The organism is Streptomyces sp. CBMA29 (assembly GCF_014596445.1).
In the GTDB taxonomy this organism is placed as follows: Bacteria; Actinomycetota; Actinomycetes; order Streptomycetales; family Streptomycetaceae; genus Actinacidiphila.
Genome location: NZ_MECL01000264.1, coordinates 1 through 15502, shown reverse-complemented (window position 1 = coordinate 15502; position 15502 = coordinate 1). Strand labels below are relative to the sequence as shown.

The following is a 15502-nucleotide window of genomic DNA, read 5'->3' as shown; positions in this document are numbered from 1 at the left end:
GGCGGCTCCGGCCGACCGGCTGGCCGCCGCCCTCGCCCGCGCCGCCGTCGCGTTCCTCGCCGGACCCGAGCGCGAGCTGCTCCGCGCCTGCCCCGCCCCGCGCTGCGTCCGCTACTTCGTCAAGGAGCACGCCCGCCAGGAGTGGTGCAAGCCGTCCTGCGGCAACCGCGCCCGCGTCGCCCGCCACCACGCGCGGCAGCGTGAGGAGCAGGCGCGGCAAGGGAGTTGACCGGAGCGAGGGGGTGACACGCGGATCGAGCCGGTGTGAGCGCCGCACTGAGGCCCGCGCCGAATTGAGGTGCGCGTCGAATTGAGGCCCGCGTCGAATTGAGGTGCGGTGCGAATGGAGGTGCGGGGCGAGCCGATGAGCGAAAGGCGCCGACATCCCGCGGGGGCTGACGCGCGCACGAGGGGCGTATGACGGGACCTGCGGACGAGACGGCGCGTTACGGCGGGTAAGGGGGGCGCACATGGGGCGCACGGGTGCTCCAGTGCGGTGCGGGGGCTGCGGTGCCTGGTGGGACGACGGCCACGCGTGGCAGTCTCGCCCGTGAGGGGCGGCGGAGAGATCTCCCAGGTCGCCGCCAGTCCCGCCGTGCCGGTCACGTCCCCTGCCAGTGGCGAACCGGCACGGCCGTTCCCCCTTACGCAGCGGAGCCGACGGCGTACGCTGTGAGGCCACCGGTCGGCTGTCCGTCCTGCACGTCCCCGCATGTCGTGCGCCGGGCGCACACCACCGGCAGGCAGGGGGGTTGACCATGTCGCAGCGCCACTCGCGCAACCGGCGCGCGCTGCTCGAACGAGACGCCGAACTCGTCGCCGTGGACGAGGCGTTGAGTGATCTCACGGGCATACGTTCCGACGACGACGCCGCCGGTCCGGACGCGGGCACCGCCGCGCGCCCCGCCGAACGGCACGGCGGACTCATCGCCTTCGCCGCGTCCGCCGGCCTCGGCAAGACCACGCTGCTCACCGAAGTACGCCGCAGGGCCGCCGAACGCGGCTGCACCGTACTGTCCGCGCGCGGCGGCGACCAGGAACAGCAGGTCGCCTTCCATGTCGCGCGGCAACTGCTGCAACCCCAGCTCGTCGGAGCCCCGGAGACGGAGATCCGTGCCAGGCTGGGCAGTTGGTACGGCATCGTCGGCCCGGCCCTCGGACTGTGCACGGCGGAAGGCGCCGCCCCCGACCCGCAGGGTCTGCGCGACGGCCTGGACTGGGTCCTCACCCACGTCGTCGTCCAACGCGCCCCCGTCGTCCTGGTGTTGGACGACGCCCACTGGGCCGACCCGCAGTCGCTCAACTGGCTGGCAGCCTTCGCGCCGCGCGCCGACGAACTGGCGCTGCTCATCGTCGTCGCCTACCGGCCGGACGAACTCCCGCCGGGCGCCGAGTCCTTCCGCGGCCTGCCCGGACGGGCGGGACACCGCCCGATCGGCCTCGCACCGCTCACCGCGACCGCCATCCGCCACCTGGTCAGGGAGTCGGTCGGCGCGCACGCCGACGAGGCGTTCTGCCGCGAGTGCTGGGCGGTCACCGCCGGAAACCCCTTCGAAGCCGTGGAGTTGGCCGAGAAGGTCCGTGACCGGTGGCTGAGCCCCGACGAGTCAAGCGCCCACCTGCTGCGCGACCTGGCCGCCGCGGCCAAGGGCAGCGGTCTGATCGCCCGGCTCGAACGCCTCGGCCCCTCCACCGTCCGGCTCGCCTGGGCCGCCGCCGTCCTCGGCACGGAGATCTCCCCGACGCTGGCCGCGACCGTCGCGGGACTCGGCCGCGAGGAGGCCGCCGACTGCGCCGACCGGCTGCGCGACGCCCGTATCGTCACCGGCAGCGGCACGCTGGAGTTCGTCCACCCGCTGATCGCCACCGCCGTCTACCGGGCGATCCCGGACGCCGTACGCGTCGCCCTGCACGGCCAGGCCGCCTGGTCGGTGGTCGACGAGGGTCTCGGCCCGGCCGCCGCTGCCCGCCATCTGCTGGAGACCCACCCCGAGGGCGACCCCTGGGTGGTCGCCCAACTGCGCGCCGCCGCACGGGAGACGCTGCGCGCGGGCGCGCCCGAGGCGGCCCGCGCTTACCTGGGCCGCGCCCTGCGCGAACCCCCGCCGCCCGAGGACCGGGCCGCCGTGCTCTACGAACTGGGCTCCGCCTCCCAGCTCCTGGAGCCCTCGGTCACCGTCAACCATCTGCGGGCCGCGCTCGAAGAGCCGATCACCGACCCCGAACTGCGTGACGGCATCGTCTTCCGGCTCTCCCAGTCCCTCGCCCACAGCGACCGGCTCGGCGAGGCCGCCGACGTCGTCGCGCACGCCGCGCGTACCGCCACCGGCGCCCGCACCAGGCTGCGGATGCAGGCGGAACAGTTCATGTGGGACGCCTTCCGCGCCGACGAACCCGACTCGCCCAGCCGCTCCCGGCGGCTGGCCAGGCTCGCCGACCGGCTCACCGGCCGCGACCTCACCGAGCGGTACATCATCGGCCTGCGCGCCTGGGACGCCACCTTGCGCGGCGAGCCCACCGCCACCGTCCTGCACCACGCGGGCCGCGCCCTGGACGGCGGCCTGCCCTGGGCCAACGAGGGCTGGGGCTTCGAGGTCCCCGTCCTGGTCGCCATGACCTACATGTACGCCGACCAGCCGGGCCGCGCCGAAGAGCTGTTCACCACCGGCATCGCGGGCTTCGAGCGGCACGGCTGGCGCGGCGCGCACCTGTCCTTCGGCTATCTGCTGCTCGGCTACCTGCGCTACCGGCGCGGGCGGCTCGCGGAGGCGGAGGACTTCGCCCGCGACGGGCTGCGGCTGGCCGAGCGGGTCGGCCGCGGCACCCCCGTGCAGTGGTACTCGGTGGCCGTCCTCATCGAGATCCTGCTGGCCCGCGGCCGGACCGAGGAAGCCGTCGCACTCGCCGCCGCGTACGACTTCCGGGAGCCGTTCCCCGCGGCCGTCACCTTCCCCGACGCCCAGGCCGTGCACGGCGAACTGCTGCTCGCCCAGGGGCGGTACAAAGAAGCCGTCGCCGAACTGACCGGCGTCGGCGGCAGGCTCGACCCGCGCGGGATGCGCAACCCCGCCTGGAGCCCCTGGCAAGTGCACCTCGCGCTCGCCGAGGCCCACGACACCCCCGACCGGGCTCGGGCGACCGCGTTGGACGCCGTCGCGCGCGCTCGCCAGTTCGGCGCCGCCTCCGCCGTCGGCCACGCGCTGCGGGTCGCCGCCGAGGTCACCGGCGGCCCGGACGGGCTGAAACTGCTCGAGGAGTCCGTCGACCGGCTGGAGGAGTCCCCCTCCGCGCACCAGCTCGCCTGCTCGCTCGTCGCCCACGGCGCCGCGCTGCGCCGGGCGGGACAGCCCGAGCGGGCCGCGGAACAGCTCCACCGCGGACTCGACACCGCCCGGATGTGCGGCGCCGACGCACTGGCCGACCGGGCCGGCCAGGAGCTGGAGCTGGCCGGGCTGCGCCCGCGGCACCCGCACTCGGCCGACTCCGACGCCCTCACCGCCCGCGAGCACGCCGCCGCCCTGCGCGCCGCACAGGGCGAGGACCACCGCCGGATCGCCGCCGCCCTCGGCACCGGCGAGCGCGATGTCGTCCGCACCCTGAACGCCGTCTACCGCAAGCTCGGCACCGACCCCACCGGGCTGCCGGAAGCCCTGCACAAAATCCCCGCGGCGCCCGCGCCGCCGGACGACGACGCCTACGGCCGCTGACGGCCGGGCGAGCGGCCCGGGAGCGGCCCGGGGGCGGGCCGCCGTACGGGATCGCACCGGCCGGAGCGTCACGGGGCGAGGGCACGGAAGGGGCGCGGGCCCGGTCCCCGGCGGCGGTCGCTACCCGTACGATGGCGGCATGTCCTTCCTCCGCCGCCGTAGCGCAGCCACGCCCACCGGGCCGGACTTCGACGTCCTCGCCATGGACCCGGGGGACTGGCCCGGTGACCTCGGCGCCGGGCTGCTGCCCGGCCCCGACGGCAGTTGCCAGGGCATCTACCTGCGCTACGACCTGTTCGGCGGACGCGGCCCCGCGATGCTGATCGGCAACCTCCCGGCCGGCTCGCCCGCCCGCGAGCTGGACGACGGCCAGGTGCCCTTCGAGGTGGCCCAGCTCCTCGCGGCGCTCGGCAACGACGAACCGGCCGAGGTCACCGGGATCGAGGACACCCCCGTGATGCACGGCGACAGCCTGCTGATCGTGCGCCGGATCAAGATCTCCGAGTCGCGGGTCGCCTGCGCCCAGTTCGACCGCAGCGACGGCGTCCAGGTCACCATCGCCACCTGGGACCGGCCGATCACCGACGACCTCTACCAGCTTCTGAAGCCGCTGCCCGCGGAGATGTTCCAGGCGGGCTGAGGCCCGGCGGAGACCTTCCGCAGGCCGGACGCACAGGACGCGCACGCGACAGGGCGCACAGGACACAGGCGCGACAGGGCACGGGCACGACAGGACACAGGCGCGACAAGGCACGGGCACGACAGGGCACGGCGAAGGGCGACACCGGAATCCCGGTGCCGCCCTTCCCCCCGTTACCCTCGGGCCCGCCGCCGCGGTCCCGGTGGACTCAGCGCGGAGCGCCCAGCACCGACGGCAGCAAGGTCACGTCGGAGGCCATCACGTACTCCACCCGGTGGCCGAGCTGGATCTCGTAGTAGAGCTGCTTCCCGCGCACCACCTTCTGGTCGCTGGTGTCGAAGGAGACCGAGTAGAAGTACTCGCCCGGCACCACATTGCCGACCACGTACCGCTGCCCGGCCGGGATCGTGTACGGCATCGCGGAGATGCCCTGCACCGGCACGTCCGCCGGATACGCGGCGGCCTCCGGGTACGCCCGGCCGTAGACCGGGATGCTCGCCAGTCCCTTCTTCGGGGTGATCACCAGGCCGATCGAGTTGACGGCCGTCGGCTGCGACGCCGGGTTGTGGAACCAGCCCTTCTGGCCGAGGTACCACACCGCCGTCCAGTCGCCCTGCCGCTCGGCCACCGCGAACTGCTGGCCCGCCGAGGCCCGCGCGCCCACGTCGTTGACGCCCGTGGTGCTCGCGCCCGTCGCGCCGTGCAGCCCGATGTCCTTGACCAGCGGCGCGTCCTGGCTCGGCGCCGTGTACAGCCGGACCGCGTCGGAGCCGTGCGCGGGACAGACTGCCGCGGCCGTCGTACAGCCGGTGTAGACCGGCTGGTTGGTGTCGTAGTCGGGGGCGATGGTGACCACACCGCCCCAGGTGCCGGCGGTCGCGCGCAGGGGGGCGCCCATCAGCGCCATGTAGTGACCCCAGTCCCAGTACGGGCCCGGGTCGGTGTGCATCCCCGAGATGTACGAGGCCGTCGGGCCCGGCACATTGTCGTGCCCGAGGATGTGCTGCCGGTCCAGCGGGATGTGGTACTTCGCCGCCAGGTACTTCACCAGCCGTGCGGACGTGCGGTACATCGACTCCGTGTACCAGGTGCCCGGGTCGGTCAGGAAGCCCTCGTGCTCGATGCCGACGGACTTGGAGTTGGTGTACCAGTTGCCCGCGTGCCACCCGACGTCCTTGGTGTTCAGGTGCTGGGCGATGTGTCCGTCGGAGGAGCGCACGGTGTAGTGCCAGGCCAGATACGTCGGGTCCTGGACGAGCTGGAGGGCGGTGTCCCAGTAGCCCTCGGTGTCGTGGATGACGATCGTGTCGATCTTCTCGCTCTTCGGCCGGTCGCCCTTGTCGTAGTTGCCGTAGTCCCCGCCGCCGGTGTCCTCGTACGGCGCCGGGATCCACTCGCAGCCCAGACCGCTCGGGCACTCGGTCCCCGCCGCGTTGACCTGCTTCAGGCCGATCCTGGCGGCCTGGCCCGCCGCGGGCTTCACCGCGGGCGCCGCGGCCAGCGTGACTCGCTGCCCTGCGTCGGTGGTCCGCGTCTGGCCCTGCTTCAGGACGTCGAAGACGTCGTCGGCGAAGGCCGCGGCCGTCGCCGTGTCGTCGGCGCCGGAGTAGCGGGCGACCGCCGCGTACCAGTCCGCCGGATCCGAACTCAGCGGCTCGCCCAGCGACTTCTGGGTGTCGGCGAGCAGCGCCGCGCCGCCCGCCACATTCGTCGCCGCGTCCTCGCGCAGCGCGGCGGCCGACAGTCCGGTGAGCGTCGCCGCGCGGTCCAGCGTGGTGTACGAGGCGGGCAGCGCGGCCAGATCGGGCGCCTGCGCGGTCGCCGTACTGATCATCGGCCGGGTGTCGTCCCCGCGCCCGTCGTCGGCGCCGTCCCCCATGCCCTTGCTCGGGAAGTCCGCGAGGGCGGTACGGGTGTCGGTCAGATGCATCGGCCCGTAGCCGCCGGTCACACTCGGCATGCCCTGGTGGCCGTCCCAGCGGGACTCCAGATACGACACGCCGAGCAGCACGCTCTGCGGCACGCGGTACGCCGTGGCGGCGTCCGCGAACGCCTGTTGCAGCGAGCCCGCGGCGCTCTGGCCGGGCTCGGCCGCGTGGGCGACACCGAACACCGGGAGCAGGGCGGCGGCAGCCGCGGCGGCCGTGGCCATACGCAGCGCGCGCCGTCCACGGCGTCTGTCGGACGGGGGAGCGGATCCTCGCAAAGCAGCCTCCTCCAAGATGTGCCGAACGATCGGCACCACAGAGGTATCGGCTGCCGGAACATCCGTCAACCATCCGTCAGGCATCCGTATACGAGGCCGTCTTCGCACGTCAGCGGCGTATTCCGGAAGTTTCCCCGTGCCGGCGTGCTGGCCTGCTCCTCGTCAGTGGTCTGGACCAGTGGGGCGCGCGGGACGGCGCGCGGAACTCGTGGCCGACCGCGGCCACGGTGTACCCGTCCGGTCCCTGCCCACCGGGTGCCTACCGGGTGCCGACCGCGGCGCGCACCGCCCTGCGGGCCATACCGCAGTCGTCGTGCAGGCGGCGCAGCAGCAGCCGCTGCTCCTCGCCCGCCTCGGCCGCGCCGGGCGCCACGGGTCCCACGGCCCGCATCGTGCGCTGGACGGCCGTCTCGTAGGTGCGGATCTCCCGGGTCAGCACCAGCATCAGATTGACCAGGAAGGAGTCCCGCGCCGCCGGACCCTGCGCCTGCGCCTGCTGGCTGATCTGCCGCCGCGCGGCCGGGTCGTCGCCGAGCACCGACCACAGCACCGCCAGGTCGTACCCCGGCAGATACCAGCCCGAGTGCTCCCAGTCGACCAGCGAGGGACCCGCGGGCGACAGCAGCACATTCGACAACTGCGCGTCACCGTGGCAGAACTGCCCCTGCACATGGGCCAGTCCGTGCAGAAGCTGCTGGAGGTCGCCCATGTCCCGGTCGGTCAGCAGGCCCAACTCGTGGTAGCGGTTGATGCGTACGGGATAGTCGATCGGCGCGTCGAAGGAACCGGCGGGCGGGCGCCACATGTTGACGCGCGAGTACGCCGAGAGCGCCGCCCGCACATCGCCCTTGCTCGGCGGCTGCACCGGGTGCCGCTGCGGCGACACCACCCGTCCGGGCATCCGCTCCATCACCAGCACACAGCTCTCGGGGTCCGCGGCGATCAGCCGCGGCACCCGGACCGGCGGCCGGTGCCGGACGAACGTGCGGTAGGCCGCTATCTCCTGGCGGAAACGCTCCGCCCAGGCGGGGGACTGGTCGAGCAGACACTTCGCGACGGCCGGAGCGCGCCCCGAGGTGCCGATCAGCAGCGCCGTACGGCCGCCGCGGCGCAGGAGCTGGACCGGGGCGAACTCGGGGCAGATGCGCTGCACGGCGGCGACGGCGGTGCGCAACTGGGCGCCCTGTGGGCCGGTCAAGTCGAGTCTCCCGCTGAGCGGATGGGAGCTGCCCGCGGGCCGGCCGACGCGCCGTACGGCGGTGGCCTGGCGAGGGCGGAGGGCGGGTTCCGCGACGGCGGGGTACGACGGCCGGGGCGGTGCGGACACGGAGGACGATGCCGAATACATGGGGAGAAGCAGATCCCTTCGTGTGCCAACGGTTCAGGGGCGCCACGGCCGGTCCGGTACCGCACCCTGGGGAATGCGGAGACGGACCGGGGTGGCGCGTTCCTACCTGACACCCGGCCGCGGGTGGCACACCACGTAGCGGACCCTGGCGAACCCTGGCGAATAGTCGCGGGGCCATTGTCAGGGGGAATAGTGTCAATTCAGCCGAGGAACCTGGGGGCTTGACGTGGGCAATGAAGCCAATACCCGACTCGCGGACCTGTTCGGCCTCACCGGCTGGTCCAAGGGCGAACTCGCACGGTTGGTCAACCGGCAGGCGGCGGCCATGGGCCATCCGCAGCTCTCGACCGACACATCGCGCGTACGCCGTTGGATCGAGACCGGTGAGTCGCCGCGCGATCCCGTGCCGAAGGTGTTGGCCGCGCTGTTCACCGAGCGTCTCGGCCGTGTCGTGACCATCGAGGATCTCGGGTTCGACCGGCGCCGGCAGACGGGAAGAAGACAGACCGGAGACGGCCTCCCGTGGCCGCCGGAGCGAACCGCCGCGGTCCTCACCGAATTCACGGGAATGGACCTCATGCTCAACCGACGCGGTCTGGTGGGCGCGGGCGCCGCGCTCGCCACCGGTTCCGTACTCAGCACAGCCATGCACGACTGGCTGCACACCGACCCGGCCCTGGCGGCCGACGCGCCAGTCCTCGACGATCCGCTCGACGTCGACCCCGCCGCCTACGACCAGTACGAGGCGGTACCGGTCGGCTCCCAGGAGATCGAGTCGCTGGAACGCTCGGTCGAGGTGTTCCGCGCCTGGGACGCCTCTCGCGGCGGCGGCCTCCAGCGCAAGGCCGTGGTCGGCCAGCTCAACGAGGTGGGCGGCATGCTCTCCTACGCCCATCCCGCGCATCTCCAGCGCCGGTTGTGGGGGGTAGCCGCCAACCTCGCGGTGCTGGCGGGCTGGATGTCGCACGACGTGGGCCTGGAACCCACCGCCCAGAAGTACTTCGTGATCGCCGCACACGCCGCGCGGGAGGGCGGCGACCGGCCCAGGGCCGGTGAGGCGCTGTCCAGGGCCGCCCGTCAGATGGTGCACCTGGGGCGGCCGGACGACGCGCTGGACCTGATGAAGCTCGCCAAGTCCGGTTCCGGCGAGTCCGCGCTGCCGCGCACCCGCGCCATGCTGCGCACCATCGAGGCGTGGGCGCAGGCGTCCATGGGCCGGGGCCAGGCGATGCGGCGGACCCTCGGCGAGGCCGAGGACCTGTTCGTGTCCGACAAGGGCGATGTACCGGCGCCCAGTTGGATGCAGAATTTCGACGAGGCCGACCTGCACGGGATGCAGGCGCTCGCCTTCCGCACCCTGGCCGACCACGACCCGTCGGCCGCGGCCGAGGCGCAACTCCACGCCAAGAAGGCGCTGGTGCTGCGGGGCGGCGGCCACGAGCGGTCGATGATCTTCGACTATCTGTCGCTGGCGTCGGCCTGCTTCATCGCCGACGACCCGGAGGAGGCCGACCGCTACGCCCGGATGGCGCTGCTCACCATCGGGGAGACCTCCTCGCACCGCACCTGGGACCGGCTGCGCGAGATGTACCGGCTCACCGGGCGGTATTCGGGCTACACCAAGATCCAGGATCTGCGGACCGAGATCGAGACGGCACTGCCGAAATCCAAGGGGAAGGGAACCGCCGGGCGGACCCGGTCCGTGTAACGACGGCCGGCCGACCTGCCGCCGAACGGGTCGGACAGCTCGTACCACGGAACGTGTCCACGGGAAGAAAGCGGGAAAGAAAGCCGCAAAGAAGGCTCAGGCGATCCTGGCGATCAGCACACAGGCGTCGTCCTCGCGCTCCGGGGTGCCGAACTCCTCGGCGACGATCCGCACGCATTCCTGTGCGGTCCGGGCGCGGGCGAACAGCGGTGCCATCGCCAGGAGTCGTCCCGAGCCGCTCTCGGTGTCGGTGTCCAGCGCGGAACGGCGCGGCACGAGGCCGTCGGTGTGCAGCACCAGCAGATCACCGGCGGCCAGTTGCTCGTCGGCCTGCCCGTACAGGGCGCCGGAGGTCGCACCGAGCAGGACGCCCTCGGGGGATTCGAGCACCCGCCCCGCCCCGTCGCGGAACAGCAGCGGGGCGGGGTGGCCCGCCTGGGCCCAGCGCAGCAGCCGGGTCGACGGCTCGTACCGGCAGCACAGGGCGCTGCCGAGCGCGGGCTGCGCCGATGTGTCCAGCAGTTCGTTGAGCCAGCCCATCAGGGGGCCGGGCTGGAGGCCCGCGACGGCCATGCCGCGCAGCGCGCCCAGCAGCATCGCCATGCCTGAGGTGGCGGCCACACCGTGTCCGGTGAGGTCGCCGACGGTGAGTAAGGAGGACCCGTCGGGCAACTGCATCGCGTCGTACCAGTCGCCGCCGATCAGGGCGCTGGTGCCGGACGGCAGATAATGCGCTGCCAGGTCCATCGTGGTGGGCCCCCCGTCCTGCGGGAACCGCAGGGTGCCGCGCCAGGGCGGCAGCACGGCCTCCTGTAGCTCAACCGCCAGCCGACGCTCGGTCTGCGCGATCTGCCGCTGCCGCTGGAGGGAGTCACGGGTCTCCCGGAGCGTGCGCTGGCTGCGCCGCAGATCGCTGACGTCCCGCAACACCGCCCACATGGACACGGTGTCCCCGTCGGCGCCGAGCACCGGCTCGCCGACCATGTGCACCGTACGGACGGAGCCGTCCGCGCGCACGATACGGAACTCGCCGTCGATCGGACGGCCGTCGACCAGGCAGCCGGTCACCATCTCGGTGAGAACCTGCTGGTCCTCGGAGAACAGCCACGAGGGCAGCTCGTCCAGGGTCAGCGGACCGTCTGCGGGCTCCCGGCCGAAGATCCGGTACAGCTCGTCCGACCACTGCGCGTCATCGGTGAGCAGGTCCCACTCCGCGCTGCCCGCCCGGCCCAGCGCGCTGACCGCGTCGGGCCCCGGCGGCAGGGACGTCTGCGACGGCAGGTCCACCAGCAGGTCGGCGGTCAGCGGGTCGGCGCCCGGACAGCCGGTGTCCAGGCCGTCCCTGAGCTGGCCGAGATGGGTGTCCACGTCGTCGAGCTGGTGCACGGCGAGATCGCACAGGGCACGCTGCCAGCGCAACTGGGGGTCCTCGGCGGCGGCGGCGCTTTCGCGCAGCACCGAATCCACCTGGGTCCTGAGGCGACGCGCCTGAGAGATCAGGGCGTCCACCGCACCGGGATCCGGTGGCTGCGCGGAGTTGTGCTCCGCGTGCGTGGGGAACGGCATGACACACTCCGAAACGTGTCTGCTGGCAGGCGCTGAACGGCCGTGGCGGACGGAAGGGCCGGTAACGACTGTTGCACAGGGAGCGATCGGCCGTAAGGGTTTCCGCGATACCCGATACGGTGGTGCTTCTGGCATATGCCACCAGCCCAGCGGGGTAACGCCACCCCCCGCGCCACCCCACCGGCCGTCCCCGCGCCGCCCGTTCGACACCCGCCCGCCGCCCGGAAGCGACACGGCACACCCCGAGTCGGTAGGCTTCCGCCGCCCGTCCCCACGGAATCCCCCGTTCCCGTCAGGCATGAAACCGACGACGGCCGGTAAGGATGCCGGGCACCGGTAGCGGAAATCCCGTTGCCATGGAACCCCCCGCACCGGATGCTGACCTCATGTTCGACCCAGACATAGCGCCCAGTGGATCCCTTCTCGGCCTCCTCCAGCGAGGACGCGGAGACGGGCCCCTGCATGCCCTGGCGGCGCCGCGGACGGAAGCCCTCGCCGCTTTGGAGCAGTGCGTGCTGCGCGATCCCCGGCTCGACTGGCGGGTCGAGTCGCGCTCCTTGTATTACGCGCGTCTCTACTCGGACCTGGAGAGCCCGCTCGACGGGATCGAACACCACCTCTTCCACCCGGAGGACCTGGTCGCCCCCGACGAGCACCGCTGCGGTCTCGCGCTGTCCGTACTCGGCCACCTCGCCGGATACGGCCGCCGCGACGCGCTGCACCTGCTGCGGCGGTACGCGGCCACCGGCGGCTGCTGGGAATGGGCGCTCGACGAGCTCGCGGTCCGCGACGACGAGGCGGGACTGCGCGCACTGGGCCCCGCCGTCGTCGCCCGCTTCCCGCACACCCCGGAAGGCGACGCGGAACTGGCCCGCGCCGTCCGCGAGGCCTACGAACCCCGCCCGTGGCAGCTCTGGGCCGAGGACGCCTCGCAACCGGCCACCGCGACCCGCGTGGCCAAGGCCGCGGAACAGGTCTCGTTCGACCGCTGGCAGCGCCAGATGCGCTCCGCGGGCCCGACCCCCGGCTGGAGCGTCACCGCCGTCCTCGAATGGGCGCAGCAGGGACTGACCCGCCACCCCAGCGTCGAACGCGACCAGCCCGCCGCCCGCTGCCTGGCCGCCGTCGCGGGCCCCGAGGACCACGCGGAACTGCTCGAAGCGGCCCTGCACGGCCCGTCCGCCGCCCGCGCCGCCGCGCTGCGCCACCTCACCGACCGCTGCGACCCCCGCCGCCTGGACCTGATCGAGACGGCCGCGGTCTCCACCGACGACCTCGTCGTACGCGCCGCCCTGGAATCCCTGGAACGTCTCAGGGACGACGAGGCGATGGCCCGCGCCCGCGTCTGGGCCGCCCGCACCGACCCGCTCGGCTCCGCCGCCGCCCGGCTGCTCGCCCGCCACGGCGGACCGCAGGACGCCGAGCACGTGCTGGGCGCGCTGCGCAGGACCGTACAGACCGGCGGCGCGGACGCCGAAGGGCTCGACGCGCTCGTCGAGGGAGTCGGAAGGCTCTCCGCCTGCCTGGCCGCACCCGTCCTGCGGCACATCTACCGGGAGACGTCGTCCTCCCAGCTGCGCGGCACCTCCGCCGTCGCGCTCGCCGTCACCGACCCCGGTTTCGCCGCCGGTTTCGCCGTCGAGTGCCTGTGGGACTGCGAGGAGAGCACCCGCGAACTGGCCGCGCACCGTGCGACATCCGGTGACGTGAGGGTCCTGGCGCAGCTGCGCAGACTGGCCGCGGACCCCGCGGAAGAGGCCGAAGTACAGACCGCCGTCCGCGGCCGGCTCAGTTCCGGCGGTACGTCCAGGTAGGCGGGCGACCCGCGGCTGACCCGCGGGCGGACCACGGGCGGATCACCGAAAACCCGGCGCGGGTCCTAACGCTCATGGGGCGTTCCACTTCGGGAAAGATCCACGTGGCCCTGACAACGCTCAATGCGGCGACAACCACGGTATGCGTGTCGCCATCGTCACAGAGTCCTTCCCACCCGACGTCAACGGAGTGGCCCACTGCGCCCTGCGCACGGCCGAACACCTCGCACGGCGCGGCCATGAACCGCTCGTGGTCGCGCCCGCGGGCCCGCACGACCAGGACCCCGGTCCCGACCCCTGCCCCGTCATCCGCGTCCCCTCCCTCCCGCTGCCCGGCTACCCGCAGGTGCGGGTCGCGCTGCCCGGCCGCCGTACCGCCGCCGCCATCGCCGCGCACCGCACCGAGCTGGTCCACCTGGCCAGCCCCTTCGTGCTCGGCGCGCGCGGCCTGGCCGCCGCCACCCGGTTGCACATCCCCGCCGTCGCCGTCTACCAGACCGACCTCGCCGGATACGCCAGGACGTATCTGAACGCGGGCGAATCCGCCGCCTGGCGCCGGATCCGCGCGGTGCACTCCGCCGCGGCCCGCACCCTGGCACCCTCCTCCGCCTCCGTCAGCGCGCTGGCGGAACAGGGCGTCCCACGCGTCCACTTGTGGCCACGCGGCGTCGACTCCGACCGCTTCCACCCCGCGCGCCGCGACGGGGCGCTGCGCCGCGAACTGGCCCCGAACGGCGAGCTGATCGTCGGATACGTCGGCAGGCTCGCGCCGGAGAAGCACGTCGAACTGCTCGCCGGGCTGTGCGAAGTGCCGGGCGTGCGCGTGGTCGTCGTCGGCGACGGCCCCAGCGCGCCGAGCCTGCGCACCGCTCTGCCGGGCGCGGTCTTCATGGGCCGCAGGACCGGCACCGAACTCGCCCGCATCCACGCCTCCTTCGACGTCTTCTGCCACACAGGACCGTTCGAGACCTTCTGTCAGACCGTGCAGGAGGCGATGGCCAGCGCGGTCCCCGTCGTCGCTCCGGCGGCCGGCGGCCCCCTCGACCTGGTCCAGCACGGCCGCACCGGCCTGCTGGTGCCGCCGCTCGACCCGGCGGCCGTCCGCTCGGCCGTCCAGTTCCTGCTCGGCGACGACCGGCTGCGCGAGCGCTACGGGAGCGCGGCTCGCACGGCGGTCGCCGACCGTACGTGGGAGGCCGTCGGCGACCAACTCCTCGGCCACTACGACCAGGTGCTCGGCGAGCGCGAGGCGGCGGCGGCATGAGCACCGGCATGAGCGGCGGCATCAGCGGCGGCGCGGGCGACCGTGCGACGACCGGTACGCGGGCGACCGGTACGCGGGCGGCCGGTACGGCGAGCGGCACGCGAACCGGCCGCGCCGCCACAGGCTTCGGCATCGACCCCACCGACGGCAGGGACCACGTCATGTACGGCCAGGACGACCTCACTTCACCCGACGGCGGAGCCCTCACCGCCCCGCACCCCCTCGACCGCGACCCCGAGCCCGCCCTGCGCATCGTGCGGCTCGCCAACTTCGTCACGCCCGTCTCCGGCGGCCTGCGCACCGCGCTGCGCCACCTCGGCGAGGGCTACGCGGCGGCGGGCCACGAACCCGTGCTGATCGTCCCCGGCGCCACCGCCTCCGACGAACTCACCCCGCAGGGGCGGGTGATCACCCTGCCGGGACCTGAGATCCCCGGCACCGGCGGCTACCGCGTACTGGCCCGCCGCGCCCCCGTGGAGGCCGTACTCGCCTCGCTCGCCCCCGACCGGATCGAGGTCTCCGACCGCACCACCCTGCGCTGGACGGGGGAGTGGGCCAGGCGGCACCGCGTCCCGTCCCTGATGGTGTCCCACGAGAGCGCCGACGGTGTGCTCGGCACCTGGGGCCTGCCCTCGGGACCCGCCCGCCGCGCCGCCGACGCCCTCAACCGCCGTACCGCGCTGGCCTACACGCGCGTGGTGTGCACCACGGCCTGGGCCGCCGCCGAATTCGAGCGGATCGGCGCCCGCAACGTCGTACGCGCCCCGCTCGGCGTCGACCTCGAAGGCTGCCACCCCGGCGCCCGGAACCCGCGGCTGCGCGAGACGCACGGGCACGGCGCCGCCGTCCTGCTGGTGCTCTGCTCGCGGCTCTCGCCCGAGAAGCGGCCGGGCATGGCGCTGGAGACCCTGGCCCACCTGCGCGGCTCCGGCGTCGACGCGGCGCTGGTGGTCGCGGGCGAGGGCCCCCTGCGGACCCGGCTCACCGCCCAGGCCAGGGCCGCCCGGCTGCCGGTCACCTTCCTCGGTCACGTGCCGCGGCGCGCCGACCTCGCCGCGCTGCTCGCCACCGCCGACGTGGCGCTGGCACCGGGACCCGTCGAGACCTTCGGTCTGGCGGCCCTCGAAGCCCTCGCCTGCGGCACCCCCGTGGTGGCCAGTTCCCGCTCCGCGCTGCCCACCCTCATCGGCCCGGCGGGCGGCTGCGCCGACACACCCGCCGAGTACGCCGCCGCCGTACAGCGCGTCCT

At 73.7% G+C, this 15502-nt stretch carries 10 protein-coding genes; 7 read left to right on the top strand and 3 right to left on the bottom strand.

The window, feature by feature from the left end:
* The 3 genes from BGM09_RS35865 to BGM09_RS35855 all read left to right on the top strand — a co-directional run.
* Positions 1 to 229, top strand: a 229-nt coding sequence (locus BGM09_RS35865) for a CGNR zinc finger domain-containing protein (protein ID WP_188285939.1), incomplete at its 5' end; no start/stop codon positions are given.
* 529 nt (positions 230 to 758) lie between these two features.
* Entirely contained in the window at positions 759 to 3707 is a 2949-nt protein-coding gene (locus tag BGM09_RS35860; protein ID WP_188285938.1) for an ATP-binding protein, read from the top strand.
* Between the two features lie 139 nt (positions 3708 to 3846).
* Positions 3847 to 4347 carry a hypothetical protein gene (locus tag BGM09_RS35855; RefSeq protein WP_188285937.1) on the top strand — a complete coding sequence of 167 codons (501 nt, stop codon included), beginning with the start codon at positions 3847 to 3849 and terminating at the stop codon, positions 4345 to 4347.
* A gap of 208 nt (positions 4348 to 4555) precedes the next feature.
* Here the strand turns inward: BGM09_RS35855 and BGM09_RS35850 are convergent, their stop codons facing one another.
* Positions 4556 to 6499 carry an N-acetylmuramoyl-L-alanine amidase gene (locus BGM09_RS35850; RefSeq protein ID WP_188285936.1) on the bottom strand — a complete coding sequence of 648 codons (1944 nt, stop codon included), beginning with the start codon at positions 6497 to 6499 and terminating at the stop codon, positions 4556 to 4558.
* Positions 6500 to 6812: 313 nt separating this feature from the next.
* Positions 6813 to 7901 (bottom strand): aminoglycoside phosphotransferase family protein, encoded by a 1089-nt coding sequence (locus BGM09_RS35845; protein WP_188285935.1) that lies wholly within the window; start codon positions 7899 to 7901, stop codon positions 6813 to 6815.
* 226 nt (positions 7902 to 8127) lie between these two features.
* Between BGM09_RS35845 and BGM09_RS35840 the strand changes: the two genes are divergently transcribed.
* Positions 8128 to 9609 carry a hypothetical protein gene (locus BGM09_RS35840; RefSeq protein WP_188285934.1) on the top strand — a complete coding sequence of 494 codons (1482 nt, stop codon included), beginning with the start codon at positions 8128 to 8130 and terminating at the stop codon, positions 9607 to 9609.
* A 96-nt stretch (positions 9610 to 9705) separates the two neighbouring features.
* Here BGM09_RS35840 and BGM09_RS35835 read toward each other — a convergent pair whose 3' ends face one another.
* Positions 9706 to 11175, bottom strand: coding sequence for a PP2C family protein-serine/threonine phosphatase (locus BGM09_RS35835; protein WP_188285933.1), 1470 nt, complete (start codon positions 11173 to 11175; stop codon positions 9706 to 9708).
* Positions 11176 to 11561: 386 nt separating this feature from the next.
* On the opposite strand from BGM09_RS35835, the gene BGM09_RS35830 reads away from it, so the two are divergent.
* The 3 genes from BGM09_RS35830 to BGM09_RS35820 form a co-directional block, all read left to right on the top strand.
* Positions 11562 to 12989: a HEAT repeat domain-containing protein gene (locus tag BGM09_RS35830; protein ID WP_188285932.1), complete on the top strand. Its 1428-nt coding sequence runs from the start codon at positions 11562 to 11564 to the stop codon at positions 12987 to 12989.
* 142 nt (positions 12990 to 13131) lie between these two features.
* Positions 13132 to 14253 (top strand): glycosyltransferase family 4 protein, encoded by a 1122-nt coding sequence (locus tag BGM09_RS35825; RefSeq protein WP_188285931.1) that lies wholly within the window; start codon positions 13132 to 13134, stop codon positions 14251 to 14253.
* A partial coding sequence (locus BGM09_RS35820; protein ID WP_223188073.1) for a glycosyltransferase occupies positions 14250 to 15502 on the top strand: 1253 nt, incomplete at its 3' end. The genes BGM09_RS35825 and BGM09_RS35820, both read left to right, overlap by 4 nt.